Source organism: Intrasporangium oryzae NRRL B-24470 (assembly GCF_000576595.1).
Taxonomy (GTDB): Bacteria; Actinomycetota; Actinomycetes; order Actinomycetales; family Dermatophilaceae; genus Intrasporangium_C; species Intrasporangium_C oryzae.
In genome coordinates this window covers 56,421-82,610 of sequence record NZ_AWSA01000012.1, presented here as the reverse complement: position 1 = coordinate 82,610, position 26,190 = coordinate 56,421, and the positions used below count along the sequence as shown (strand labels likewise).

Below are 26,190 nucleotides of genomic sequence, written 5' to 3'. Positions count from 1 at the left end.
CGAAGCCGACCGCGGCCCACGTGGACGGCGTAGCGTCTCACCATGAGCGACCTCCAGTGCGCCGCCCGGATCATCCTGCTCACCCCCGCCGGGCTCGGCGACATCCCCTGGCTCGCGTCCGAGCTCTACCGCGAGAGGGTCCAGGCGGTGTATGCCGCCGACGACGTGCCCGACACGGGCCCGGTCGAGTCGCTGGCGGACGATCTCGGGGTCCCGTCGCACCTCGCCCACGGTGACCTGGGGGACGGCACGCCCGACCTCGAGGGGATCGCGGACCGCCACCGGGGTGAGACGGTCGTCGTCGTCCGTGGCGGCGACGAGCCAGAGCCCGTCCTCATGCTCGTCGACGCCGACGGCACCGTGAAGGGGCCGCTCGAGTAGCTCAGAAGAGGCGGGCCTCGGCGTCGTCGATGCCCTTGAGCGCGTCGTAGTCGAGCACGAGACAGCGGATGCCGCGGTCCTCGGCGAGCGTGCGCGCCTGGGGCTTGATCTCCTGTGCGGCGAAGACCCCGGTCACGGGGGCGAGGAGCGGGTCACGGTTCATCAGCTCGAGATACCGGGTGAGCTGCTCGACGCCGTCGATCTCGCCGCGCCGCTTGATCTCGACGGCGACGCTCGAGCCGCTGGGGTCCCGGGCGAGGATGTCCACCGGACCGATCGCCGTCATGTACTCGCGCCGGACGAGGGAGTAGCCGTCACCGAGGGTGTGGATGTGCTCGGCGAGCAGCTTCTGCAGGTGCGCCTCCACGCCGTCCTTGACGAGCCCGGGGTCGACGCCGAGCTCGTGCGCGCTGTCGTGGTGGATCTCGTGGATGCGGACCGTCAGGCGGTCGTCGCTCTTCGCGTGGCGGACGTGCCACACCGCGACGACCCCGTCGGCGGCCTGGCTCTCGTCGGGGTCGGACTCGGCCATCGAGCACGGCGGTGACATCCAGTTGAGCGGCTTGTACGAGCCGCCGTCGCTGTGGACGAGGACCGACCCGTCCGCCTTGACGACGAGCAGGCGCGTCGCGAGGGGCAGGTGGGCGGTGAGACGGCCGTCGTAGTCGACGCTGCAGCGGGCAATGACGAGACGCACCGGACCACCCTAGATCACGCCGATCGCGCCGGTCCCTGCGCCAGCTCCCGCTCCAGCTCCCGCTCCAGCCCGGTGAACGCCGCGTTCACGTGGCAGGGGTTGGCGAGTGGGGTGGGGAGCGTCACGCACCGGACGGGTGTGAGCGGCATACGGGCTCTGTCAGACTCGGCGCATGGCTCGTGACTTCACCAAGGTTGGCGTGATCGGACTCGGCACCATGGGTGCCGGCATCGTCGAGGTCTTCGCCCGCAACGGCATCGACGTCGTCGCGGTCGAGGTCTCCGACGAGGCGGTGGAGAAGGGCCGCGGGGTGCTCTCGAACTCCACCGGGCGGGCCGTCGCCCGCGGCAAGCTGACCGAGGACGAGCAGGCGGCGCTGCACGCGCGGGTCCACTTCACCTCCGACATGGGCGGCCTGCGCGACTGCCAGCTCGTCGTCGAGGCGGTCCCCGAGCACCTCGACCTCAAGAAGGAGATCTTCGCCAAGCTCGACGCGATCGTGGCCGACGACGCGATCCTCGCGACCAACACCTCGTCGCTGCCGGTCACCGAGATCGCGGTCGCGACCGTCAACCCGAAGCGGGTCGTCGGGATGCACTTCTTCAACCCGGCACCGGTCCTGCAGTTCGTCGAGGTCATCAAGACGGTCATCACGAGCGACGAGATCTTCGAGGACGTCAAGGCGCTCGCCGAGCGGATCGGCAAGAAGCCGGTCATCGTCGGCGACAAGGCCGGCTTCATCGCCAACGCCCTGCTCTTCGGCTACCTCAACCACGCGGTCGCGATGTTCGAGAGCAAGTACGCCACGCGTGAGGACATCGATGCGGCGATGCGCCTCGGCTGCGGCTACCCGATGGGCCCGCTCGCCCTCATGGACCTCATCGGCCTCGACACCGCGTACGAGATCCTCGACACGATGTACAAGCAGGGCCGCGACCGCCTCCACGCGCCGAGCCCGATCATCAAGCAGATGGTCACGGCGGGCCTCAAGGGCCGCAAGTCGGGCCGTGGCTTCTACACGTATGCCGCTCCCGGCAAGTCCGAGGTCGTCGACGACGCCCTGACCCCGCCGCCCGTCGAGGACGGTGACGGGCGCATCCGACCGATCAGCCGGGTCGGTGTCGTCGGTTCGGGCACGATGGCGACCGGGATCGTCGAGGTCTTCGCCAAGGCCGGGCTCGACGTCGTCTACGTCGCCCGGACCGAGAGCAAGGTCGAGGGTGTCCGCGACGCCGTCGCGCGCAGTCTCGAGAAGGCGGTCCAGCGCGGCAAGGCCACGGGAGAGGAGCGGGACGCGGCCCTGGCCCGCCTGACCGGCACGACGCGACTCGACGACCTCTCCGACGTCGACCTCGTCGTCGAGGCGGTCGTCGAGGACCTCGCGGTCAAGCGCGCCCTCTTCGAGAACCTCGACGAGATCTGCAAGCCGGGGGCGATCCTCGCGACGACGACGAGCTCGCTGCCCGTCGTCGAGTGCGCCGCGGCGACGAAGCGCCCCCAGGACGTCGTGGGGATGCACTTCTTCAACCCCGCTCAGATCATGAAGCTCGTCGAGGTGGTCCGCACGGTGTCCACCGCCGACGACGTCGTGGCCACGATCCAGGAGCTCTGCGCCACCGTCGGCAAGCACGCCGTGACCTGTGGCGACCGCGCCGGCTTCATCGTCAACGCGCTGCTCTTTCCCTACCTCAACGATGCCGTGAAGATGCTCGAGGCCAACTACTCGACCGCCGACGACATCGACACGGCGATGAAGACCGGCTGCGGCCTGCCGATGGGCCCGTTCGAGCTGCTCGACGTCGTCGGACTCGACGTGTCGCTCGCCATCGAGCGCGAGCTCTACCTCGAGTTCCGCGAGCGCGGCTATGCGCCGGCCCCGCTCCTCGAGAACCTCGTCCGGGCCGGCTACCTCGGGCGCAAGACGGGCCGCGGCTTCCGGACGTACGCCTGAGCTGCAGCCTCGGTCGAGCGGCAACTCGTCATACGAATGGGAGGCGCTCTGCGCTAAGGCATGCCGAAATCGTCGCGGTGGCGTCGGAAGATAGGGCAGGATGTCGGCCATGAGCAGTGACGCCCAGTCCCCGGACGCCCGACCGGAGGAACCCTCCGCTACCTCGTCTTCGCGGCCGGGCCCGCCGCTCGGCAAGCACGCGACGCTGCTCGACCGCCTCGGCGCCGACCTCGTCGGAGGCTCCCTGCCCTCCGGCGCCGTCCTGTCCATCGAGCAGCTCGAACGGCGCTACGGCGTGTCCCGCTCGATCGTCCGTGAGGCGCTCAAGGTCCTCGAGTCGATGGGCGTCACCGAGAGCCGGCGGCGCGTCGGCGTGACCGTGCGCCCCGAGGCCGACTGGGACGCCCTCAACCCGCTCATCGTCCGCTGGCGCCTCGCGGGGCCCGGCCGGGCGCAGGAGCTCCAGGCCCTGAGCGAGCTCCGCCGCGGCATCGAGCCGGTCGCGGCCGGGCTCGCGGCGACCCGCGCCGACTCGGAGGCCCAGGACGCGCTCGCCGCTGCTGCCGCCGCGATGTCGACGACCGGTCGTCGGGGCGACCTCGAGACCTACCTGCGCCACGATGCGTTGTTCCACCGCACCCTGCTCACCGCCTCCGGCAACCCGATGCTGGCGCGTTTTGGCGGGCTCGTCGAGGAGGTCCTCGCCGGCCGGACGCACCACCACCTCATGCCCGACGAGCCCAACCCCGACGCCATCCGCTGGCACCGCGAGGTCGCAGAGGCGATCGCCGACCGCGACGCTGCCGCCGCGGAGCACGCGATGCGTCAGATCGTCGACGAGGCCCAGGGGGCCATGGCCGACCAGTTCTCGGCGCCCGAGGGGTCCTAGCCTGGCGAGGCCCAGCTGCGCGCGGTGACACAATCGGTCCATGCCCCGGTCGAGCAGACGAAGCAAGCATGCGCGCGAGCACGTGCCGCTCGACGTCACCCGGCTTCAGGGCGGCACGACGCGCGAGGAGTCGTATGCCGGTGGGCGCTGGACCGTCCGCTCCGTGAGCGGGGCGTCCGCGACGCGGGCCTACCTCTGCCCCGGCTGCCAGCAGGACATCCCGCCCGGGGTGCCGCACGTCGTCGCCTGGCCGGCCGACGGGGTGGGCGGCCTCGGCGACCGGCGCCACTGGCACACCGGGTGCTGGCAGCGCCGCGACGCCCGCCCACCCGGCAACTCCTACCGTTGAGGCGGAGCGCGGTGAGCGGCATACGGCCTACGGGTTGATCGCGAGGAAGACGAAGGCCGCGAGCAGGACGAGGTGGACGCCGCCCTGCAGGCGCGTCGCGCGTCCCGGGACGACGGTGAGCACCGCTGCGATCACGGTCATCGCGAGCAGGACCATCTGCGTCGCGCCCAGCCCGAGCTCGAGCGGGCCCTCGAGCCAGATCGAGGCGAGCGCCAGGGCGGGGATGGTCAGGCCGATGCTCGCCATGGCCGAGCCGAGCGCGAGGTTGAGGCTCGTCTGGACGCGGTCCCGGCGGGCGGCCCGCACCGCCGCCAGCGTCTCGGGGGCGAGGACGAGCAGGGCGATCACGACCCCGACGAAGGACTCGGGAAAGCCGACCGCCGCGACGGCGTCCTCGATCGCGTGCGACTCGACCTTGGCCAGGCCGACGACGGACACGAGCGAGACGAGGAGCAGCCCGAGGCTGAGCAGGGCCGTCTGCGTGGTCGGCGGGTCGGCGTGGTCGTCCTCGTCGACGAGCGTTCCCTCGGCGGTCACGGGCAGGAAGAAGTCACGGTGGCGCTTGGTCTGGTTGACGATGAACATCGCGTAGAGCGCGAGCGACGCGACGGCTGCGAAGGCGAGCTGCGCCCCGGTGAAACGAGGGCCGGGCTCGCCGAGCGTGAAGCTCGGAAGGACGAGGCAGGTGCCGGCGAGGGTCACGACCGTGGCGAGCGCGCCGCCCGTGCCCTCGGCGTTGAAGTGGCTGAAGCCGAATCGCCTGGAGGACAGGTAGATCGACAGCCCGAGGATGCCGTTGCAGGTGATCATGACAGCGGCGAAGACCGTGTCGCGTCCCAGCGTCGAGGCCGACTCGCCGCCGGAGGCCATGAGGGTGACGATGAGGCCCACCTCGATGATGGTCACGGCCACGGCGAGCAGGATCGACCCGAACGGCTCGCCGACGCGGTGTGCCACGACCTCGGCGTGGTGCACGGCCGCCGTGACGGACGCGCCGAGCAGGACTGCCACGAGGATGACGACGGCGGTGCCGGGCACGCGCCCCCACGTCGCGGCCAGGGCCACGATGGCGACGATGGGGGCGATGGTCGTCCACGAGAAGCGCCTGCTGGGGGTGTCGGCCATGGCTCATTCTGACCTACCCGACATCTCCGGCCCGTCAGTGGTGGCGCTGGCGCGGCACGAGGACCTCCTCGTAGATGAGCAGAGCCCCGGCCGCGAACGGGATCGCGAGCAGGGCGCCGAGGATCCCGAGGAGGGTCCCGCCGGCGAGGGCGGCGACGACGGTCACCGCGCCGGGGACCGCGACCGTGCGCTGCATGACCCGCGGCATGACGGCGTAGTTCTCGATCTGCTGGTAGACGATGAAGTAGATGATGACGATGAGGGCCTTCTTCGGTTCGTCGAAGAAGGCGACGATCGCGACGACGGTCGCGCCGAGGGTCGCCCCGATCATGGGGATGAGCCCGAGCAGTCCGACCGCGACGGCGAGCACCGCCGCGAACTTGAGGTCGAGCAGGCTCATCATGATCCACGCGAAGAAGGCGTTGATCGCCGCGACGGCGACCTGGCCGATCGCGTAGGACCCGACGCGGCGCATGATCTCCTCCGCGAGGGAGATGACGCGAACCCGGCGGCTGGCGGGGACGACGGCGTAGGCCGCCTGCTTCACCGCGGGCAGGGAGGTGAGGAAGTAGAGGGTGAGGACGAGGACGGTCAGGGCGCTGAAGATCCCGGCAGCGATGATCTTGCCGGCGTCGAGGACGCCGCCGAAGATGCCGGCCCAGAGGTTGCCGTCGGCGATCCGCTTGTTGATCTCCGTCTGGATCCTCTGGACGAGCTGGTAGCGGTGGTCGACGTCCTGGACCCACGGGTTCTTGAGGAGGTCGTCGAGGATCGTCGTCGCGTTCTTGGCGAGCTCGGTGCCCTGGGCGGCCACGGGCGGGATGACGACCCAGCCGATGAGGGTGAAGACGGCGACGACCGCGAGGAAGACGAGGGCGACGGCCCAGCCGCGCCGCACCCGTCGCCGGGTCAGCGCCTCGACGATCGGGTTGAGGGCCAGGGTGAGGAAGAAGGCGACGATGAGCAGCGTGATGGTCGTGTCGAGGCGGCCGATCGCCTGGACGACGGCATACGCCGCCAGGACACCGAGGGCGCCGACGAAGCCCACGTAGAACGGCGACTGGCGGTTGAGGGGCAGACCCGCGGTCCCGTAGTCGCGGCGTGTCGGCCCCGGCGGGGGAGGCGCGAGCTCCTCGCCGAGGGGGAGAGTGCTCGCGATGAGGTCGCGCTCAGGCCGATCGCGGGGCTCGGGAGCGTCGTACGACGTCGTCTCCTCGGCCTCGCCGATGTAGGGATTGCGCAGCTCGGCGATGCGGTCGCGCTGCTCCCGCCGGTATCGGATCCACCGCCCCACGATGCCCACGTCCGGGAGCCTACGCGAGGCCCCCGGACGCGGTCGGTGTCGCCGCGCGACGCGGACGGGTCACTGGTTGCGGAAGCGGTTGATCTCCGTCTCGAACCGGGCCCGCTTCTCGGGGTCGGACACCCCGAGCCCTTCCTCGGGGGCGAGGGTGAGCACGCCGACCTTGCCCGAGTGGGCGTTGCGGTGGACATCGAGCGCCGCCTGCCCGACCTCGTCGAGGGGGTAGGACTTCGAGAGCGTCGGGTGGATGAGCCCGCGGTCGATCAGCTCGTTGGCCTCCCACGCCTCGCGGTAGTTGGCGAAGTGGGAGGAGACGATCCGCTTGAGGTTCATCCAGAGGTAGCGGTTGTCGTACTCGTGCATGTAGCCCGACGTGGATGCGCAGGTGACGATGGTGCCGCCCTTGCGCGCGACGTAGACGCTCGCACCGAACGTCTCGCGGCCCGGGTGCTCGAAGACGATGTCGACGTCGTAGCCGCCGGTCAGCTCGCGGATCCGCTTCCCGAGGCGCTGCCACTCCTTGGGGTTCTGCTCGGTGCCGTCCTCGTTCCAGAAGCGGTAGCCCTCGGCGCTGCGGTCGATGATGAGCTCGGCGCCCATGGACCGGCAGATCTCGGCCTTCTCCGGCGAGGACACGACGCAGATCGGGGTCGCGCCGCCGGCGAGCGCCATCTGCGTCGCGTAGGAGCCGAGTCCACCGGAGGCTCCCCAGATGAGGACGCGGTCGCCGAGCTTCATCGCGGCGCCGTTCTTGGAGATGAGCTGCCGGTAGGCCGTGCAGTTGACGAGGCCCGGGGCAGCGGCCTCCTCCCACGTCAGGTGGGCGGGCTTGGGCATGAGCTGGTTGGCCTTGACGATGGCGAGCTCGGCGAGCCCGCCGAAGTTCGTCTCGAAGCCCCAGATGCGCTGCTGCGGGTCGAGCATCGTGTCGTTGTGGCCGTCGGCGTCCTCGAGCTCGACGGACAGGCAGTGGGCGACGACCGCCTGGCCGGGCTTCCACTTCATGACGCCGGGACCGGTCCGCAGGACGACTCCGGCCAGGTCGGACCCGACGACGTGGTAGGGCAGGTCGTGCCGCTTCGCGAACTCCGAGGTGCGCCCGTAACGCTCGAGGAAGCCGAACGTCGGCATCGGCTCGAAGATCGAGGTCCACACCGTGTTGTAGTTGATGGCGCTCGCCATCACCGCCACGAGGGCCTCGCCGGGCGCGAGCTGGGGCACCGGGACGTCGTCGACGTGGAGCGACCTGCGGGGGTCCTTGTCCTTCGTGACGAGTCCCTCGAACATCGCCACCTCGTCCTTGTGGACGGTCGCGCCACGGTAGGTCTCGGGGATCGGGAGGGCAGCGTAGGTCTCTTCGGAGCGGTCGCCGGAGAGGATGGCGTCGCGGATGGCCTGCATGGTGTAGGTCCTTCGGTCGCAGCGTCGTTGGGGCGTTCTGTCCCGAACGTATCGATCGGTCCACTGGCCGCGCCGGTTCTGAGACTCCCACCACACGGTGACGTGAGTCACGATGTGACCCGCGGGTAGGTTCGGGGCCGGCCACACGCGAGGAGGCGTATGCCGCTCCGCCGGCTGAGCGGCATACGACCCTTCAGCCGGTGAGGAGGGCCGAGACCGTCACGAGCTCGTACCCGGCGGCGCGCAGCCGCTCGATGACGCCGGGGAGCCGGTCGATCGTGACGAGCCGGTCGGCGGACCCGGTGTCGTGCGCCAGCACGATGCTCCCCGCGGTCACCTGGCCGGCGATGTCGTCGACGATCCCGTCGGGGTGGCCCGCGACGAGGTCCTCGCGTGCCTGTGCCGACCAGAGCACGGTCGTCAACCCGGCCTCCGCGGCGGCGAGGATGCCGGCGCCGCCGACGTGGCCGTAGGGCGGCCGGAAGAGCGTCGGGGCGCTGCCGTACGTGCGGTCCATGAGCTCGCTCGTCCGGTCGATCTCCTCGCGGCAGCGGTCGTAGGCGAACCGGGCGAGGTCGGGGTGCTCGAAGGTGTGGTTCGCGAGCTCGTGGCGACCGACGCTCTCGCGGTGGAGGTCGCCGTGGTCGCGGACGTTGCGCCCCAGGCAGAAGAACGTCGCGACCGCGTCGGCCTGCTCGAGCGCCTTGAGCACGCGAGGCGTCCAGTCGGGGTGGGGTCCGTCGTCGAACGTCAGCGCGACCCGCCGGGCCGCACCGGGGCCGCCCGGCCCGCTCCACACGATCTCGGTGCGTTCGGTCGAGGGCCGCGACCGGTCGGGGCGGACGGCGCTCGACGGGCTCCCGTAGAACGGGAGCGGGGTGTTCTCGTCGAGGCGGTCCTTGACCCGGCCGGCGACGACGGCGCCCGCAGCGCCGACGGCGACGCCGGCTGCACCGGTGATGGCCTGGCGTCGCGAGATGTCCATGCACGGATGCTACGGGCGGATGTCGTGACTCCCAGCGTGCACCGGTCTCGGCATGGGACACTTCACGCCGACCGAAGGGGGTGGAGCGTGCGTCGACTCGCGGCCGGGGTGGTGGCCCTCGTCGCCGCTGCCGGGATCGGCACGGCGGTGTCCGGGCTGTCGATCGGCGAACCCGACCCCCTCCCTGTCCTGCGCAACAGCGAGCAGTGGCAGCACGCGCCCCCGTTCGCGCGGGCCTCCCTCGGCGGCGAGCTCATCGGGCCCGTGTCCGACGCCATGTGGCTCACGGCGGGCTCGGTGCCCGGTTCGGGTGCCCGGCAGCGCCTCGTCTCCCGGGCGCTGCTCGACCTGCGCGGGCTGACGCGGCCCTCGGGGGCCGTCGCCGCAGGGCCCGACGGACCCTGGGCCTACACCTGGCCGCGCGACACGGCGTTCGTCGCCAGCGCGTATGCCGTGAGCGGGCACCCCGACGACGCCTGGCGTGCGCTCCGCTTCCTCTCCCGGGTCCAGCTTCCCGACGGCGGGTTCGAGGCGCGCTACCGGCTCGACGGCTCAGGGCCGCCCGACGGCCGGCCACGCCAGACCGACGGGGCCGGCTGGGTGCTGTGGAGCCTCGACGAGGTCCGCTCTGCCGCGGGCACGTCCGACGACACGGACTCCGCGACGATCCCGCCGGACCTGCGGCCGTTGCGCGACCGGGCCGTGCGCTTCGTGCTCGCCGAGACGCAGGACGGCCGAGCCCTGCCGCCGGCCTCCCCTGACTACTGGGAGGTCGACGAGCGGCGGGTCACGCTCGGCACCGCCGCTCCTCTCGCCGCCGGCCTCGAGGCCGCCTCCAGGACCTATGCGGCAGAGGGGAACTCACGCGCAGCGCAGCGATCCGTGGCCGCCTCGGTTCGCCTCCGGACCCTGATCCGCGACGAGTTCGGTCCCACCTACGAGCGGCACGGCAGCAGCGGTGGCCTCGACGCGGGCGTCACCATGCTCATGCCGCCCTTCGCCCACCTCGGCGACCGCGCCGCCCGCACCGCGTGGGAGCGCTACCCGGTGCTCGCCCTCCAGCAGGCCGGCGGGATCGCCCCCGGCGCGGACTGGAAGCACGACGGCGTGTCCTGGACCCCGGAGACGGCCATGGTCGCCTACACCGCCGCTGCGAGCGGGCACGTCGACGTTGCGGAGCGGTGGCTCGGCTGGCTCGACACGCACTGCACCACCTGGGGGAGCCTGCCGGAGAAGGTCCTCCCGGACGGGAGCCCCGCAGGGCCCGCCCCCCTCGCATGGACGTCGGCCCTCGTCGTGCTGACGGAGCACGAGCTCTCTGCGCGCCGCGCGACCGTCGGGGAGCTGGTGGTCCGCCCGGTGAGTCGGCGCGACGTGCGTCAGTGACCTGAGGCGGCGGGCTCGACGAGCTCGACGAGGACGCCGCCGGCATCCTTCGGGTGGATGAAGTTGACCCGGCTGTCTGAGGTCCCGCGTCTCGGGGTGTCGTAGAGCAGCCGCAAGCCGCGGTCGCGCAGCGTCGCGCAGACGGCGTCGATGTCGGTGACACGGTAGGCGAGCTGCTGGATGCCCGGACCGCTCCGGTCGAGGAACTTCGCGATCGTCGACTCCGGAGACAGGGGTGCGAGCAGCTGGATGCAGGAGCCGGAGCCACCGACGCCCATCATCGCCTCGCGGACACCCTGCTCCTCGTTCGTCTCCTCGTGGAGCATCCGCATGCCGTACTTCTCCTCGTAGAACGCGATGGCCGCGTCGAGGTCGGCGACGGCGATGCCGACGTGGTCGATGTGGGTGAAGAGCGGATCGGTCATGTGCCCAACGTAGGGCGGCGAGGCCGCCTGCACACGCATCCCGCCTGTGTCCCCGGCCACGCCGGGGACGGGGCGGCTCGCGCGGCTCGGCCGGCCCAGCGGCATACGGCCGGGGTCGTATGCCGCCCACGGGGGCGCCGTGTGCGCTTGGTCATGCTCCCTGCCGGGGTCTCAGGACGCGTGGCTAGAGTGAGTCGGACATCCCCAATGACGTTGGAGAGGCTTTGCCATGACCAGTGCTGACCGCCCCGTGTCCGTGATCGTCGCCGGAGCGCGCACCCCGATGGGGCGCCTGCTCGGCTCCCTCAAGGACTTCTCCGGCTCCGACCTCGGGGGCGTCGCCATCAAGGGCGCGCTCGAGAAGGCAGGCGTCGCGCCCGAGCAGGTGGAGTACGTCATCATGGGCCAGGTCCTCCAGGCCGGCGCCGGCCAGATCCCGGCCCGGCAGGCCGCCCACGCCGCGGGCATTCCGATGACCGTCCCGGCCATCACCATCAACAAGGTCTGCCTCTCGGGCATCAACGCGATCGCCATGGCCGACCAGCTGATCCGGGCCGGCGAGTTCGAGATCGTCGTCGCCGGCGGTCAGGAGTCGATGACCAACGCGCCGCACCTCATGACCAAGTCGCGCGAGGGCTACAAGTACGGCGACGTGACGATGCGCGACCACATGGCCTACGACGGCCTGTGGGACGCCTTCACCGACCAGGCGATGGGCGCCCTCACCGAGGCGGCCAACACCGGTGAGCAGGCCTTCACCCGCGAGCAGCAGGACGAGTTCTCGGCCCGGAGCCACCAGCTCGCCGCGAAGGCGTGGAAGGACGGGCTCTTCGACGACGAGGTCGTCTCCGTCTCGATCCCCCAGCGCAAGGGCGACCCGCTCGAGTTCAAGACCGACGAGGGCATCCGTGCCGACACGACGACCGCCTCGCTCGGCACCCTGCGCCCGGCCTTCGCCAAGGACGGCACGATCACGGCCGGCTCGGCGTCGCAGATCTCCGACGGCGCCGCCGCCGTCGTCGTCATGAGCAAGGCCAAGGCTGAGGAGCTCGGCCTCTCGTGGGTCGCCGAGATCGGTGCCCACGGCGTGGTCGCCGGCCCCGACTCCACCCTCCAGCAGCAACCCGCCCGCGCCATCGCGCGCGCCTGCGAGAAGGAGGGCATCACGCCGGCCGACCTCGACCTCGTCGAGATCAACGAGGCTTTTGCGGCGGTCGGTCTCGCCTCCGCCAAGGAGCTCGGCATCGACATCGAGAAGGTCAACGTCAACGGCGGCGCCATCGCGCTCGGCCACCCGATCGGCATGTCGGGCGCCCGGATCGCCCTCCACCTCGCGCTCGAGCTGAAGCGCCGAGGTGGGGGGGTCGGCGCGGCCGCCCTGTGCGGCGGTGGCGGCCAGGGCGACGCGCTCATCGTGCGCGTGCCCAAGACCGGCGCCGCCGCCTGACGCACCGTTGACCCGACGCACCGTCGACGTCCCCGCCCTGGTCGCCTCGGCCAGGGCGGGTTCGCCGCGTGCCGTCGCCCGCCTCATCTCCCTCGTCGAGGACGGCCACCCGGCTCTGCGTGAGGTGATGGCGGCGCTCGCACCCCACACCGGCACGGCGTGGGTCATCGGCATCACCGGCTCGCCCGGCGTCGGCAAGTCGACGTCGACCACGGCGCTCGTCGGGGCGTTCCGTGAGCGTGGGCTACGGGTCGGCGTCCTCGCCGTCGACCCGTCCTCACCCTTCTCGGGAGGGGCCCTGCTCGGCGACCGGATCCGGATGCAGGACCACGCCCTCGACCCCGAGGTCTACATTCGCTCGATGGCCTCGCGCGGCCACCTCGGCGGCCTGTCGTGGACGACGCCCCAGGCGATCCGGGTCCTCGACGCGGCCGGCTGCGACGTCGTCCTCGTCGAGACGGTCGGCGTCGGCCAGAGCGAGGTCGAGATCGCGAGCCTCGCCGACACCTGCATCGTCCTGCTCGCCCCGGGCATGGGCGACGGGATCCAGGCGGCGAAGGCGGGGATCCTCGAGATCGGCGACGTCTTCGTCGTCAACAAGGCCGACCGCGACGGGGCCGACGCGACGGTCCGCGACCTGCGGCACATGATCTCGCTCGGCGACCGCACCGAGCCTGGCCTCTGGCGCCCGCCGGTCCTCAAGACGGTCGCCGACCGGGGCATCGGGATCGACGAGGTGATGGCCGCCCTCGACAAGCACCGCGCGTTCATCGGCGACAACGGCGAGCTCCGGCGTCGGCGCGAACGCCGCGCCGCCGACGAGATCGAGCAGATCGCGCTCGGGGTGCTGCGCCGACGCCTCGGCAACCTCGACGGGCGCGCCGGGGTGGGAGCACTCGCAGCCCGAGTCGTCGACGGGACGCTCGACCCGTATGCCGCCGCCGACGCGCTCGTGGAGCGGCTCGACCGCTGACCGGTGAGGTCGGTCCGGAAAACCGTTTGTGACGCAGGCCACACCGGTGCCACCGTCGATGGATGGAGATCCTCACGGTTGACCGCACGGACGACGCGCTCCTCGCGTCGCTGCACGCGGTGGTTGAGCGGAGCGATGCCGCATCACGGATCGAGCCCGACCGCCGCACGGTCCGGGAGTTCGTCCGGGACATGCGCTTCTCGTTTCCCGGTGAGCACGACGAGGCGGCGGTGGCCCTCGTCGACGGCCGGCCCGCGGGCATGGTGCGGATCTGGTTCCCCGACCGGGACAACCTCGACAAGAGCTGGTGCATGCTCAAGGTCGACCCCGACCATCGCGCGCGCGGCGTCGGCTCGGCCCTCGTCCGCTGGATGGAGGACTCGGCCCGCGCCCAGGACCGCAAGGTGCTCCTCGCCGAGGTCTTCGTGCCGGTGGGGCAGCGCGAGGACCACCCGGCCGGACGGTTCGCCCTCGACCGGGGATACACGGTCTCGAGCATCGACATCGTCCGTCGCCTCACACTGCCGGTCGACGAGGACGTCCTCGCCGGTCACGAGACGCGGTCGCGGGCCGCGATGGGCGACGCCTACGAGATCTCGGTGCACGTCGACGGCGTGCCGGAGGAGCTGCGCCAAGGGGTCTGCGACGCGTCGAACCGGCTCATCCTCGATGCCCCCACGGGCGACGTCGAGTTCGAACCCGAGAGCATGACGCCGCAGGACTACGAGACGCGCCTGGGGTTCCTCCGGGACATCGGAGTGACCAAGCTGACCGCGGTGGCGGTCCACCGCGCGACGGGGACGGTCGCGGCCTACACCGACCTCTGCCTGCCCCCCGGCGACCCCGACGTCGTCGACCAGTGGGGGACGCTCGTGCTGCCCGAACACCGCGGCCACCGGCTCGGCATGGCCGTCAAGGTCGCCAACCTGCGCGCGCTCGCCGCCCACGACCCCCGTCGGGCCCACGTCCGGACGATGAACGACGAGCAGAACCCGTGGATGGTCCAGATCAACAAGGACCTCGGGTTCCAGGTCGTCGAGGAGGCGCTCGCGCTCAAGAAGGACCTCTGAACACCGGCCCTGAACCGGTGTCGGGAAGTCTGGGAAAACCCCTTGTGACCCGGCCACCCCGGTGCCACGGTCGTGCCATGGACATCCTCCCGATCGACCGCTCCGACGACGCCGTCGTCGAGCAGACCTGGATCGCCCAGCAGCGCAGTGAGGTCGCCTCGCGCGTCTCGCCCCACCGGCTCAGCCTCGACGAGTTCGCCCGCGACCTGCGCTACACCTTTCCGGGCGAACACGACGAGGCCGCGGTGGCCGTCGTCGACGGTCGGGTGGTCGGCGTGGCCCGAGTCTGGTTCCCCGAGCGCGACAACACCAACCTCTGCTGGACCGACCTCCACGTCGACCCGGACCACCGCGGTCAGGGCATCGGCTCGGCGCTCACCGCCTGGACGGAGGAGACGGCCGCAGCCGAGAAGCGCGACGTCGTCCTCGGCGAGGTGTTCGTCCCCATCGGGACGCGTGACGGTCACGCAGCCCGCCGGTTCGCCGAGAAGCACGGCTACGCGCTCGCCAACATCGAGATCGTCCGGCGCCTGCGGCTGCCGGTCATGTGGGAGCGGGTCGACGCGCTCGAGCGGCAGGCCCTCGCAGCCCTCGACGGAGCCTATGACGTGTCGGTCCACCGCAACGGCGTCCCGGAGGAGCTCCGGGCCTCGCTGTGCGACGCCTCCAACCGGCTCGCCCTCGACGCGCCCACGGGCGAGATCGACTTCGAGGCCGAGTCGATGACGCCCTCCGACTACCAGGACTTCCTCGACCACGAGGCGACGCTCGGGCGGACGCGCCTCACGGCGGTGGCCGTCGAGCGGGCGACCGGCGTGGTTGCCGCCTACTCCGACATCGCGCTGCCGGCCGGCGACCCGGGCCTCGCCTTCCAGTGGGGCACGCTCGTGCTCCCGGAGCACCGCGGACACCGCCTCGGGATGGCGGTCAAGGTGGCCAACCTGCGCGAGCTGGAACGCATCGCGCCCGAGCGCACCGCCGTCCGGACCATGAACGCCGAGTCCAACCCGTGGATGGTCCAGATCAACAGAGACCTCGGCTTCGAGGTCATCGAGGAGGCGCTCGCCATGAAGAAGGAGCTCTGAGCCGCCCGAGCGGCGAGGACCTGGCGGCCCGCAGGCCGGCACCACGGCATACGGTGTCGTCATGCTCATCGCCTTCTCCGTTGCCCCGACCGTGGCCGCCGACGACACCGGATCCGTGAGCGACGCGGTCGCACGAGCGATCCGGGTCGTGCGCGAGTCCGGGCTGCCCCACCGCACCGACGCGATGTTCACGACGATCGAGGGCGAGTGGGACGAGTGCATGGCCGTCGTCAAGCGCTGCTGCGACGTCCTCGCCGAGTCGTCCCCCCGCGTCGGTCTCGTGCTCAAGGCCGACATCCGGCCGGGGTTCACCGGCGAGCTCGACGGCAAGCTCGACCGGCTCCAGGACGCGATCCAGCGGCAGACGGGTGACTGAGTCGACCTGGACCATCGCGCCGCTCACGCTCGCCGACTGCGACGAGCTCGGCCGGGTCCACGTCAGGGTGCGGCGCGAGGCGTATGCCGGGATCATGCCGGCCGACCACCTCGCCGGGCTGAGCGCGAACCGGTCGGCCGACCACTGGCGGACGGTCGCGGCCGGGGCGGCCGACGGCAGCACCGCCGCCTCGACCACGCTCGTGGCGCGCGACGCCGCGGGTCGTGTCGTGGGCTTCGCGAGCGCCGGGCCGAGCTGCGACGACGACGCTCCGACCCAGTGGGAGCTCTACGTCGTCAACCTCCTCGCCGACGTCCACGGCACGGGGCTCGCCGACGAGCTCCTCGGCCGCGTGCTCGGCGACCGCGACGCGACGTTGTGGGTCGTCGAGGAGAACGCCCGCGCTCGGGCCTTCTACGCGCGCCACGGGTTCGTCCTCGAGGGCGCGCGGTCGCAGCACGACGCGACCGGCGCGGCCGAGGTGCGGATGGTGCGGCGGTCCTGAGCGGACCCGGCGCGGCCGAGGCGCCCGGGCAGGCCCGGGCCCTGCGGGTGGCCCTCGTCACCCTCGACGAGAAGCCGACGGGCGAGGTGTCTGGGAGTGTCCCGAATGTCCTTGAAACCCGCAGGCGCCGACTTGCGATCGCGGCCCCGATCGTGTCTATGGTGGACGCCGGCCGGGTCTGCTCGGCCGTTCCTGTGCCGATGACCGAAAGGCTCCCCCATGCCCAGCCCCGCGACGCGCCGCCGCGGTCTCGCCGCTCTGCTCCTCGGTGTGACGCTCCTGTCCGCCTGCACCGGCAACGCCGACGAGGGCGACGTCGCGGAGAGCACGCCGGCGGTCGCGCCGTCGGCGGCCCAGGCGCAGGCCGACTCCGTCGTCGCGGCAGCGGTCACGGCCCGCAACGACATCACGCCGGCGGGTGAGGCCGCCCGGCAGAAGGCCTTCGCGGGGGCCGCGCTCGAGTCGGCCAACGCGTGGGCCAAGACGCTCCCCGGTCGCACGGCTGCCGACAAGGCCGCCAACGAGCTGTCCACGACCGGGGCCAAGGTCCTCGGCATCTCGCGCTCGACCGACCTCCCGCAGCAGATCCTCGTCCAGACGACCCTGGTGAAGAGCGGCGCCCCCGTCCTCGTCCTGCTCACGACCTCCAAGGCGGGCACGCCGTTCAAGGTCGCGGCGCTCGTGCCGGTCCTGCCCGGCGCGCGGGTCGACGCCCTCGACCCGCTGAGCGAGGGGTCCGGGGCGATCGGGTCCGGCAAGGGGCTGGTCGCCACGCCTGACGCCGTGGTGAAGGCCTATGCCGACTCGGTGAAGTACCCCGACCCGGTCTCCTCACCGCTCCTCGACACCGACAAGTGGACGCAGCAGCTGGTCCAGTCGGCCCGGGCCCAGGGCGAGGCCCTCAAGGTGCAGGGAACCTTCACCCAGACGCACGACCCCAAGGCGATCCTGGGCGGCCTGCGGCTCAAGGGCGGCGACGGCGCCATCGTCTTCGCCGACCTCGTGCGCAGCGACGCGATCGCGCTGCGCACCCCGGCCAAGCTGACGCCGTCGAAGGACCTGACGCTGCTCACGGGGATCAAGCAGATCACCACCGAGGCCGACCTCACGACCAACGAGATCATCGCGTTCGTCATCCCCACGACGGGCAAGGCCCGTATCGTCGCCGCAACCGACCAGCTGGTCGCCGGAACCGGGCGGTGAGGCAGGATTGATCTATGAGTCACCAGCCATTCAGCGCAGCAGCACTGCGCGGTGCCGTCGACCTGTCCTCGCTCAAGCGTCCGGCCCCGCAGGCTGGCCCCGGTTCCGCCGCGGGCGCCACCTCTGGGGGCGCTGCTGCGGGCCTCGTCATCGAGGGGACTGACGCCGGAATCCGCGACGTCATCGCGGCGAGCGCGCGCCACCCCGTCGTCATGGTGCTGTGGTCTGCGCGCCTGCAGCAGTCGGCCGACTTCGTCACGACCTTCGCTGCCGTCACGGAGCGCTACGGCGGTCGTTTCCAGCTCGTGACGGTCGACGTCGACGCCAACCCCGCGATCCTGCAGGCGTTCCAGGTCCAGGCTGTCCCGGTCAGCTTCGCCTTCGTCCAGGGGCAGCCGGTGCCCCTCTTCGAGGGCGTCCAGCCCGAGGACCAGATCACGGCGGTCATCGACCAGGTGCTCGCCCTCGCTGCGCAGCACGGCGTGACGGGCACCGTGTCCGTCGACGGGTCCGCACCGGCGGAGGCGGCCGACGAGGAGCCGCCGCTGCCGCCGCTGCACCAGAAGGCCTTCGACGCGATCGAGGCCGGCGATCTCGAGACGGCGGCCGACACCTACCGCCAGGCCCTCGCCGAGAACCCCGCCGACAGCGAGGCCAAGCTCGGGCTTGCGCAGGTCGGGCTGCTCCAACGCACCGCCGGCGCCGACCTGCAGGCCGCCCGAGCGGCGGCGGCGGCCGCGCCGACGGACGTCGACGCGCAGATCCTCGTCGCCGACCTCGACTTGCTCGGGGGGCACGTGGAGGACGCGTTCCTCCGGCTCATCGACACGGTGCGCGTCACGAGCGACGCCGACCGCAATAAGGCCCGCGAGCACCTCGTCGAGCTCTTCGAGGTGGTCGGGACGACCGACGAGCGCGTCGTCCGCGCCCGCAAGTCGCTCATGAGCGCCCTCTTCTGACCTCAACGACCGCGTCCGCGCCGCGCGGAGGCAGCACCGAGCCCTCGGACTCCGCGTCCGAGGGCTCGGTGCATCCTCAGGTCAGTCGTCGGCGCCGGGGTCTGTCGCCGTCGGCACCACGGCGTCGTCGAGTCGGTCGAGGACCGCGTCGACGACCTCGTCCGTCGTGAGGCCCGCCGGGTCGAGCCAGAGGCCCCACGGAGGGATCTCCCGGACCTCGGGGTCGTCGGGACCCCCGACGACGACGAGGTGCACGGGCTCGGGGGAGACGAGGTCGAGGACATCCTCGAGCCGGGAGCCGGGGAGCGCGTCGGTGAGCACGACGTCGAAGCACTCCAGCTGGTAGGTCTCGGCCGTCGCGATCGCCGCCGACCAGCGCAGGAGCAGCTGACGGACCTGCTCGACGGTCGGGCGGCCGTCCTTCTCGTCCTCGGGGGAGGCGCGTCCCGCGACGACCATCCGGTCGAAGACCGCGACGTCGACCACGGCTGCCTGGTCGAACCGTCGGGCGAGCGCGGCCGCGACCTCCGGGTGGGCGACGCCGATCACGAGGAAGAGGCGCCCGCGACCGGCCGGGGCGGCGGTGCTCATGCTCCGAGCGCGGCGCTCACGACGTCCTTCGCCTCGGCCTGGACCCGGGCGAGGTGCTCGGGTCCCTTGAATGACTCCGCGTAGATCTTGTAGACGTCCTCGGTGCCGGAGGGGCGCGCCGCGAACCACGCGCTTTCCGTCGTCACCTTGAGGCCCCCGATGCGAGCGCCGTTTCCCGGCGCCGCCGTCAGCTTGGCGGTGATCGGCTCACCGGCGAGCGTCTGCGCCGTGACGTCCTCGGGGGAGAGGGCGCCGAGCTTGGCCTTCTCCTCGCGGTTGGCGGCGGCGTCGATGCGGGCGTACGCGGGGTCGCCGTGCCGGGAGGTGAGCTCGGCGTAGTGCTGGCTCGGCGTCTTGCCCGTCGCCGCGAGGATCTCCGAGGCGAGCAGGGCGAGCAGGATGCCGTCCTTGTCGGTCGACCACACCGTGCCGTCGAAGCGCAGGAAGCTCGCGCCGGCCGATTCCTCGCCGCCGAACCCGACCGAGCCGTCGAGCAGCCCGGGCACGAACCACTTGAACCCGACGGGCACCTCGAGGAGGGTCCGGCCGAGGTCGGAGGCGACGCGGTCGATCATCGACGAGGACACGAGCGTCTTGCCGATGGCCGTGGAGTCGGCCCAGCCCGGACGGGCGCCCCCGTAGAGGTACTGGATCGCGACGGCGAGGTAGTGGTTGGGGTTCATCAGGCCGGCATCCGGGGTGACGATGCCGTGGCGGTCGGCATCGGCGTCGTTGCCCGTCGAGATGTCGTAGGCGTCCTTGTTGCCGATGAGCGAGGCCATCGCCGACGGCGACGAGCAGTCCATCCGGATCTTGCCGTCCCAGTCGAGTGTCATGAAGGCCCACTGGGGGTCGACGCGCGGGTTGACCACGGTGAGGTCGAGGCCGTGTCGGCTCGCGATCTCGCCCCAGTACGCGACCGACGCGCCCCCGAGGGGGTCGGCCCCGATGCGCACGCCGGCCTCCCGGATGCGGGCGAGGTCGACGACGTGGGGCAGGTCGTCGACGTAGGAGCCCATGAAGTCGTATGCCGCGACCTCGCCTCGCGCCTGCGCGAAGGGGACTCGCTTGACGTCCTTGAGACCCCCGCGCATGAGCTCGTTGGCGCGCTCGGCGATGACGGAGGTGGCATCGGTGTCGGCCGGTCCGCCGTGGGGCGGGTTGTACTTGAAGCCGCCGTCGGCGGGCGGGTTGTGCGAGGGGGTGACGACGATGCCGTCGGCGAGCCCGCTTCCACCGTCCGGCTTGCCGCGGTTGGCGCGGAGGATCGCATGAGAGACCGCGGGGGTCGGGGTGTAGCCGTCGCCGTCGTCGACGAGGACCTGGACCCCGTTGGCCACCAGGACCTCGAGGGCGGAGCGCCAGGCCGGCTCGGACAGGCCGTGCGTGTCGCGGCCGATGAAGAGCGGGCCGTCGAAGCCCTGTCCCGCGCGGTACTCGCAGATGGCCTGGGTCGTCGCGAGGATGTGGTCCTCGTTGAAGGCCGTCCGCAGGCTCGAGCCGCGGTGGCCCGACGTGCCGAAGGCGACCTGCTCGTCGGGGTTGTCGGGGTCGGGGTGGCGGTCGTAGTAGGCGCCGACGAGGGCGTCGATGTCGACGAGGTCCTCGGCCTGGGCCGGCTGGCCTGCGCGGGGGTGGGTCATCGCGTCTCGTCCTTCGTCTCGTCGATGCTGGGCTTCGTGGCAGGGAGCCCGGGGGAGGACTCCGGCGCGGGCTCGGCGATGGGCTCGGCGACGGGCTCGGCGACGGGCTCGTCGACGGGGACGAGCCAGACGGCGGAGAGCCGCGGCACGGTGAGGTCGGCGGCATACGGCTGGCCGTCCCATCCGCCCTCCTGAGCCTCGATGACCACACCCGTGCTGCTCGGCGCGTCGGGGTGGTAGCCGGCGGTGTCGAGCACGACGGTCCAGCGGCCACCCCGGGGCAAACCGATGCGGTACGACTCCTGCGTCATGCCGCTGAAGTTCACGACGCAGGCGACAACCGGGGCGTCGCGCCCGCGGTCGCCACTGCCGAAGCGCAGCCACGAGAAGGTGTTGTGGGCTGCGTCGTCGGCGTTGAGCCACGTGAAGCCCGCCGGGTCGGCATCGAGCTCCCAGAGGGCGCGGTTGCCCCGGTAGATCGCGTTGAGATCCTTGACGAGCGCGTGGACCCGGTAGTGGAGCGGCTGTTCGAGGAGCCACCAGTCGAGGCTCCGGCCGTCGGCCCACTCCGCCTCCTGGCCGAACTCGGAGCCCATGAAGATCAGCTGCTTGCCCGGGTGGCTCCAGATGTAGGCGAGGAAGGCGCGGAGCGTTGCCATCTGCTCCTCGCGGCTGCCGTGGGACTTGCGCAGGAGGGAGCCCTTGCCGTGGACGACCTCGTCGTGGCTGATCGGCAGGATGAAGTTCTCGGAGAAGGCGTACATCAGCGAGAACGTGATCTTGTCGTGGTGGTGGCTGCGGTGGATGGGGTCCTCGGCGAGATAGCGCAGCGAGTCGTTCATCCAGCCCATGTTCCACTTGAAGCCGAAGCCGAGGCCGTTGGCGTCGGTCGTCGAGGTGACGCCCGGCCATGAGGTGGACTCCTCGGCGACGGTGATGATGCCGGGGACCCGCTTGTAGACGGTGGCGTTGGTCTCCTGGAGGAACTGCACGGCCTCGAGGTTCTCGCGGCCGCCGAACTTGTTGGGCACCCACTCGCCCTCGCGGCGCGAGAAGTCGAGATAGAGCATCGAGGCGACGGCGTCGACGCGCAGGCCGTCGATGTGGAACTCCTCGAGCCAGTAGATCGCGTTGGCGACGAGGAAGTTGCGCACCTCGGGACGACCGAAGTCGAAGACGTGCGTCCCCCAGTCGGGCTGGTCGCCGCGTCTGGGATCCGGGTGCTCGTAGAGAGCCTGCCCGTCGAACCGGGCCAGGGCGAAGTCGTCCTTGGGGAAGTGCCCGGGAACCCAGTCGAGCAGGACGCCGACCCCGGCCTGGTGGAGCCGGTCGACGAGGTAGCGGAACTCGTCGGGGGTGCCGAACCGCGCCGTCGGGGCGAAGTAGCCGGTGACCTGGTAGCCCCAGCTGGGACCGAACGGGTGCTCGGCGACGGGCAGCAGCTCGACGTGCGTGAAGCCGAGGTCGACGACGTAGTTGACGAGGTGCTCGGCCAGCTCGACGTAGCCGAGGCCCTGGCGCCACGAGCCGAGGTGGACCTCGTAGATGCTCATCGGCCCGGAGTGGGTGTTCGCGCCGGCGCGGTGGTCCATCCACCCGGTGTCGCCCCACTCGTAGTGCGACTCGGTGACGACCGACGCGACCTTCGGGGGGATCTCGGTGCGCCGGGCCATCGGGTCGGACTTCGTGCGGACGATGTCGTCGCTGCCCCGCACGGCGAACTGGTAGTTGGCGCCCTCGCCGGCCCCCGGGAGGAAGAGCTCCCAGATGCCCGTCTGGCCGAGCGCCCGCATCGGGTGGGAGATCCGGTCCCAGCCGTTGAAGTCGCCGATGACGTGGACGGCCTTGGCCCGCGGCGCCCAGAGGGCGAAGGAGGCGCCCGTCACCTCGCCGAGCGGCCCGGTGTAGCGGCGGATGTGGGAGCCGAGGACGGTCCAGAGCTGCTCGTGACGCCCCTCGTTGATCAGGTGGCGGTCGATCTCCCCGAGCGTGGGCGCGAACCGGTAGGGGTCGTCCTGCTCGTGCTCGATCCCGTCGTCGTAGCTGACGAGGAGACGGTAGTCGTGGGTGCTGCCGAAGTCGGGGGAGGTCATCGACCAGATGCCGTCACGGACGTGCTGCAGCTCGACGCGGTCGCCGGAGTCGAGCCGGGCGGCCACGGACCGGGCGAGCGGGCGGAAGGCGGTGATGGTCAGACCCCCCGGCCCGACGTGATGGCCCAGCAGGTCGTGCGGCTGGCCGTTGCGCCCATGGAGGAACGCCGTGATCGCGGAGTCGTCGAGAACTGGGGTCGGGGTGGAGGGGGGCGGGGGCATCATGCACCTTCCTCGGTGAGGAGACGATCGATGGCGCCGAGCGGGATGGGGAGCCAGCTCGGCCGGTTGCGCGCCTCGTAGACGACCTCGTAGAGCGCCTTGTCGAGCTCGAGGGCCCGCGTCAGGGCCCTCGAGTTGTCGTCGGGATCGCCTGCGACGGAGGCGTATCCGTCGAGGAAGGCCGCGCGGCACGCCGCGGCCCACGGGCCGGCGTCGAGCGCCGGGTCGGCGAGGTGCACCGAGCCGGCCACGTAGTCGAACGAGCGGAGCATCCCGGCGACGTCGCGGGCGGGCAGGTCGGGGCGGACCCGCTCGGCGAGCGGCCGCAGCGGCTCGCCCTCGAAGTCGAGCGCGACCCAGCCGCGCTCCGGGACGTCGAGGACCTGGCCGAGGTGGTAGTCGCCGTGGATGCGCTGGAGCGGCGGCCAGCGCAGCGCGGCGAGCCCGTCGAGGACCCGGGTGACCCCGGCCGAGCGGGAGGCGAGCTCGGGCACGAGGGCGACGGCAGCGGCATACCGCTCACGCATCGACGCGACGAGCCGCTCGCGCGCCTCGGGGCTGGCGGGCTCGGTGCCCAAGGCCTCCGCGAGCGTCGTGTGGATCTGCGCGGTCACGACGCCGAGCTCGCGGGCTCGTGCCGCGAAGTCGTGGCCCGACGCCGCGGCGACGAGGGCGACCCGCCACGCGTCCTCGACCCCCGGGATGAACTCCTGGGCGAAGGCGAGGTGCCCGTGCTGGGTGGTTCCCCCGGTCGGGGCGTCCCAGCGGCCGGCCAGGTGCCCGAACGCGACGGGCACGCGGGCCGACCCGGCCTCGGTCAGCGCGGACTGGACGACGACGTCGGGGTTGTCGCCGTCCTGGAGCGTCCGGAACACCTTGACGATGAGCGGCTCCGCAGGGCCGCCGCCGGGCGAGGTCATCCGGCAGATGATGGACGTGTTGGACTGCTCGCCCGTCAGGACCGTCGACGACGACACGGTTCCGGCCACGTGGCCGGTCGAGGTGCCCACGGCGAGCTCGTTGCTGCCGACCGAGGCCTGCGCCTCGTCGGAGACGCCGTCGCCGAGGATCGTGGTGACGAGCCCCGAGACGTATGCCGGGTCGTGCGGCCCGTCGTACACCCACCGGGTGCCGAGGACGCTGTGCTCCATCGTGCCGAGGAGCGCGCGCTCGGCGCCGTCGAGCGGCGCACCGCGGTAGGTCAGGGGGACCTGGTAGACGACCGGCGGGCTCGGCGCCTCGTCGACGAGCAGGAGCGTCTCGATCCCGACCTCGCCCTCGGGGTCCTCGAACCGGAAACCGCCGACCCGGCGCAGCCGCGGCTCATGGCCCTTCCCGTGGTACCAGCGCTGCTCGGGCATCCACGCCGCGACGAGCTCGGTCTTGGTCGGGACGATGGAGGCTCCCTTGTGCACGATCGCCATCAGCCGTTGTCCTCTCCGCCGCGCAGCTGGAGCCAGAAGAAGTCCCGGGAGCCGAGCGTCAGGGTGACGCGGCCGTCGGCGGCGACCCAAGGAAAGCCGCTGCCGCCGAAGAGGTCCTTGAGCTCGCGGCCCGCGAGGTGCTCGGGCAACTGGATCGTCGCGGCCTGCGGCCGGCTCGAGAGGTTGTTGACGCAGAGGACCGCCTCGTAGGGCGTGGTGGCGTCTCCCTCGAGGACCCGGGTGAAGGCGAGGATCGCGTCGTTGGTCGACTCGACGACGGTGAAGTCGCCGAGACCGAAGACGGGGTGGCGGCTGCGCACCTGGAGCATGCCCCGCACCCAGTGCAGGAGCGAGGCCGACGAGGCCATCTGCGCCTCGACGTTGACGTTGTTGTAGTGGTACACGAGGCTGCTGATGACCGGGAGGTAGAGCTTGCCCGGGTCGACGCTCGAGAACCCGGCGTTGCGGTCGGGGGTCCACTGCATCGGCGTCCGGACTGCGTCGCGGTCGGTGAGCCAGATGTTGTCGCCCATGCCGATCTCGTCGCCGTAGTAGAGACAGGGCGAGCCGGGCAGCGACAGGATCAGGGCGTGGATCAGCTCGATCTCCGGCCGTGAGTTGTCGAGGAGCGGTGCGAGGCGCCTCCGGATGCCCACGTTGGCCCGCATGCGCGGGTCCGGGGCGTACCAGCCGTACATCGCCGCCCGCTCCTCCGGCGTCACCATCTCGAGCGTCAGCTCGTCGTGGTTGCGCAGGAAGGTGCCCCACTGCGTGCCGGTCGGCAGGTCGGGGGTGTCGGCGAGGACGTCGATGATCGGCTGCGCCTTCTCCTCGCGGAGCGAGTAGTAGAGGCGCGGCATGACGGGGAAGTGGAAGCACATCTGGCACTCCGGCGCCCCGTCGGTGCCGAAGTAGTCGACGACCTCGCGCGGCGGCTGGTTGGCCTCGGCGAGCAGGATCCGGCCGGGGTACTCCTCGTCGACCATCGCGCGCAGGCGGGCGAGGAACTCGTGGGTCTTCGGGAGGTTCTCGCAGTTGGTGCCCTCCTCCTCGAAGAGGTAGGGGACGGCGTCGAGGCGGAAGCCGTCGATCCCGAGGTCCATCCAGAACCGGACGATGTCGAACATCGCGTCCTGGACGGCGGGGTTCTCGAAGTTGAGGTCCGGCTGGTGCGAGAAGAACCGGTGCCAGAAGAACTGCCGCCGCACCGGGTCGAAGGTCCAGTTGGACACCTCGGTGTCGACGAAGATGATCCGCGCGTCGGAGTAGCCGTCGTCGGTGTCGGACCACACGTAGAAGTCGCCGTAGGGGCCCTCCGGGTCGGCCCGCGACGCCTGGAACCACGGGTGCTGGTCGCTCGTGTGGTTCATGACGAGGTCGGTGACGATGCGGATGCCGCGGGCGTGGGCCTGCGAGACGAGCTCGGTGAACTCCGGCAGCGTGCCGAACTCCGGCAGGACCGCCTTGTAGTCGGCGATGTCATAGCCGCCGTCGCGCAGGGGCGAGGCGTAGAACGGCGGCAGCCACAGGCAGTCGACGCCGAGCCACTGGAGGTAGTCGAGCCGGTTGATCAGCCCGGTGAAGTCACCGGCTCCCGAGCCCTTCGAGTCGGCGAAGGCCCGGACGAGGACCTCGTAGAAGACGGCCTTCTTGAACCACAGGGGGTCGTGTCGGAGGCCCGGTTGAGCGAGGTTGAGTCCCTGCATC

General features: G+C 71.5%; 24 protein-coding genes. 13 read left to right on the top strand and 11 right to left on the bottom strand.

Going from position 1 to position 26,190, the window contains the following annotated elements:
- Positions 1–42: 42 nt before the first annotated feature.
- Positions 43–381 (top strand): hypothetical protein, encoded by a 339-nt coding sequence (locus tag N865_RS07380; RefSeq protein ID WP_034803515.1) that lies wholly within the window; start codon positions 43–45, stop codon positions 379–381.
- A gap of 1 nt (position 382) precedes the next feature.
- Here N865_RS07380 and nucS read toward each other — a convergent pair whose 3' ends face one another.
- Positions 383–1,078 (bottom strand): endonuclease NucS, encoded by a 696-nt coding sequence (nucS, locus tag N865_RS07375; RefSeq protein WP_034803513.1) that lies wholly within the window; start codon positions 1,076–1,078, stop codon positions 383–385.
- A 172-nt stretch (positions 1,079–1,250) separates the two neighbouring features.
- Between nucS and N865_RS07370 the strand changes: the two genes are divergently transcribed.
- The 3 genes from N865_RS07370 (at position 1,251) to N865_RS07360 (ending at position 4,267) form a co-directional block, all read left to right on the top strand.
- Positions 1,251–3,029, top strand: coding sequence for a 3-hydroxyacyl-CoA dehydrogenase family protein (locus N865_RS07370; RefSeq protein ID WP_034803511.1), 1,779 nt, complete (start codon positions 1,251–1,253; stop codon positions 3,027–3,029).
- Positions 3,030–3,138: 109 nt separating this feature from the next.
- Positions 3,139–3,918, top strand: a complete 780-nt coding sequence (locus N865_RS07365; protein WP_084328035.1) for a FadR/GntR family transcriptional regulator — start codon at positions 3,139–3,141, stop codon at positions 3,916–3,918.
- Between the two features lie 40 nt (positions 3,919–3,958).
- Entirely contained in the window at positions 3,959–4,267 is a 309-nt protein-coding gene (locus tag N865_RS07360; protein ID WP_084328034.1) for a hypothetical protein, read from the top strand.
- 27 nt (positions 4,268–4,294) lie between these two features.
- Here the strand turns inward: N865_RS07360 and N865_RS07355 are convergent, their stop codons facing one another.
- The 4 genes from N865_RS07355 to N865_RS07340 all read right to left on the bottom strand — a co-directional run bounded on the left by N865_RS07355 (position 4,295) and on the right by N865_RS07340 (position 9,081).
- Positions 4,295–5,392 (bottom strand): calcium:proton antiporter, encoded by a 1,098-nt coding sequence (locus N865_RS07355; RefSeq protein WP_034803508.1) that lies wholly within the window; start codon positions 5,390–5,392, stop codon positions 4,295–4,297.
- A 34-nt stretch (positions 5,393–5,426) separates the two neighbouring features.
- Complete coding sequence (locus tag N865_RS07350; RefSeq protein WP_034803507.1) at positions 5,427–6,695, bottom strand: AI-2E family transporter; 1,269 nt, start codon at positions 6,693–6,695, stop codon at positions 5,427–5,429.
- Positions 6,696–6,755: 60 nt separating this feature from the next.
- Positions 6,756–8,096: a crotonyl-CoA carboxylase/reductase gene (gene ccrA / locus N865_RS07345; RefSeq protein WP_034803506.1), complete on the bottom strand. Its 1,341-nt coding sequence runs from the start codon at positions 8,094–8,096 to the stop codon at positions 6,756–6,758.
- Positions 8,097–8,289: 193 nt separating this feature from the next.
- Entirely contained in the window at positions 8,290–9,081 is a 792-nt protein-coding gene (locus N865_RS07340) for a polysaccharide deacetylase family protein (RefSeq protein ID WP_034803505.1), read from the bottom strand.
- Positions 9,082–9,168: 87 nt separating this feature from the next.
- Between N865_RS07340 and N865_RS07335 the strand changes: the two genes are divergently transcribed.
- A complete protein-coding gene (locus N865_RS07335; RefSeq protein ID WP_051510311.1) occupies positions 9,169–10,467 on the top strand; it encodes a glycoside hydrolase family 15 protein in 1,299 nt (432 codons plus the stop codon).
- On the opposite strand, the gene mce is transcribed toward N865_RS07335, so the two are convergent.
- Complete coding sequence (gene mce, locus N865_RS07330; protein ID WP_034803504.1) at positions 10,461–10,892, bottom strand: methylmalonyl-CoA epimerase; 432 nt, start codon at positions 10,890–10,892, stop codon at positions 10,461–10,463. The genes N865_RS07335 and mce overlap by 7 nt on opposite strands.
- Positions 10,893–11,121: 229 nt before the next feature.
- On the opposite strand from mce, the gene N865_RS07325 reads away from it, so the two are divergent.
- The 8 genes from N865_RS07325 (at position 11,122) to N865_RS07290 (ending at position 18,510) form a co-directional block, all read left to right on the top strand.
- Positions 11,122–12,339: an acetyl-CoA C-acetyltransferase gene (locus N865_RS07325; RefSeq protein ID WP_034803503.1), complete on the top strand. Its 1,218-nt coding sequence runs from the start codon at positions 11,122–11,124 to the stop codon at positions 12,337–12,339.
- Positions 12,340–12,346: 7 nt separating this feature from the next.
- Positions 12,347–13,312, top strand: coding sequence for a methylmalonyl Co-A mutase-associated GTPase MeaB (meaB, locus tag N865_RS07320; protein WP_034803502.1), 966 nt, complete (start codon positions 12,347–12,349; stop codon positions 13,310–13,312).
- A 62-nt stretch (positions 13,313–13,374) separates the two neighbouring features.
- Positions 13,375–14,382, top strand: a complete 1,008-nt coding sequence (locus tag N865_RS07315; protein WP_034803501.1) for a GNAT family N-acetyltransferase — start codon at positions 13,375–13,377, stop codon at positions 14,380–14,382.
- A 77-nt stretch (positions 14,383–14,459) separates the two neighbouring features.
- Complete coding sequence (locus N865_RS07310) at positions 14,460–15,467, top strand: GNAT family N-acetyltransferase (RefSeq protein ID WP_034803500.1); 1,008 nt, start codon at positions 14,460–14,462, stop codon at positions 15,465–15,467.
- Between the two features lie 61 nt (positions 15,468–15,528).
- On the top strand, positions 15,529–15,843 hold the full coding sequence (locus N865_RS07305) for a thiamine-binding protein (protein WP_034803499.1): 315 nt from the start codon (positions 15,529–15,531) through the stop codon (positions 15,841–15,843).
- Positions 15,836–16,348 carry a GNAT family N-acetyltransferase gene (locus N865_RS07300; protein WP_051510310.1) on the top strand — a complete coding sequence of 171 codons (513 nt, stop codon included), beginning with the start codon at positions 15,836–15,838 and terminating at the stop codon, positions 16,346–16,348. Before N865_RS07305 ends, N865_RS07300 begins: the two co-directional genes overlap by 8 nt.
- 219 nt (positions 16,349–16,567) lie before the next feature.
- Entirely contained in the window at positions 16,568–17,551 is a 984-nt protein-coding gene (locus tag N865_RS07295) for a hypothetical protein (RefSeq protein WP_034803497.1), read from the top strand.
- Positions 17,552–17,565: 14 nt separating this feature from the next.
- Complete coding sequence (locus N865_RS07290; RefSeq protein ID WP_034803495.1) at positions 17,566–18,510, top strand: tetratricopeptide repeat protein; 945 nt, start codon at positions 17,566–17,568, stop codon at positions 18,508–18,510.
- An 81-nt stretch (positions 18,511–18,591) separates the two neighbouring features.
- On the opposite strand, the gene N865_RS07285 is transcribed toward N865_RS07290, so the two are convergent.
- The 5 genes from N865_RS07285 to treS are packed head-to-tail and all read right to left on the bottom strand — an operon-like array spanning position 18,592 to position 26,189.
- Positions 18,592–19,101: a hypothetical protein gene (locus N865_RS07285; protein ID WP_034803493.1), complete on the bottom strand. Its 510-nt coding sequence runs from the start codon at positions 19,099–19,101 to the stop codon at positions 18,592–18,594.
- The gene (gene pgm / locus N865_RS07280) at positions 19,098–20,744 is read right to left on the bottom strand and encodes a phosphoglucomutase (alpha-D-glucose-1,6-bisphosphate-dependent) (RefSeq protein WP_034803491.1); all 1,647 of its coding nucleotides are present in this window, start codon (positions 20,742–20,744) and stop codon (positions 19,098–19,100) included. Before pgm ends, N865_RS07285 begins: the two co-directional genes overlap by 4 nt.
- Entirely contained in the window at positions 20,741–23,059 is a 2,319-nt protein-coding gene (gene glgB / locus N865_RS23825; protein WP_051510318.1) for a 1,4-alpha-glucan branching protein GlgB, read from the bottom strand. The genes pgm and glgB overlap by 4 nt, the downstream gene beginning before the upstream one ends.
- On the bottom strand, positions 23,059–24,483 hold the full coding sequence (locus tag N865_RS23820; RefSeq protein WP_034803489.1) for a maltokinase N-terminal cap-like domain-containing protein: 1,425 nt from the start codon (positions 24,481–24,483) through the stop codon (positions 23,059–23,061). The genes glgB and N865_RS23820 overlap by 1 nt, the downstream gene beginning before the upstream one ends.
- Positions 24,483–26,189, bottom strand: coding sequence for a maltose alpha-D-glucosyltransferase (treS, locus tag N865_RS07265; RefSeq protein WP_034803486.1), 1,707 nt, complete (start codon positions 26,187–26,189; stop codon positions 24,483–24,485). The genes N865_RS23820 and treS overlap by 1 nt, the downstream gene beginning before the upstream one ends.
- Between the last annotated feature and the right edge of the window lies 1 nt (position 26,190).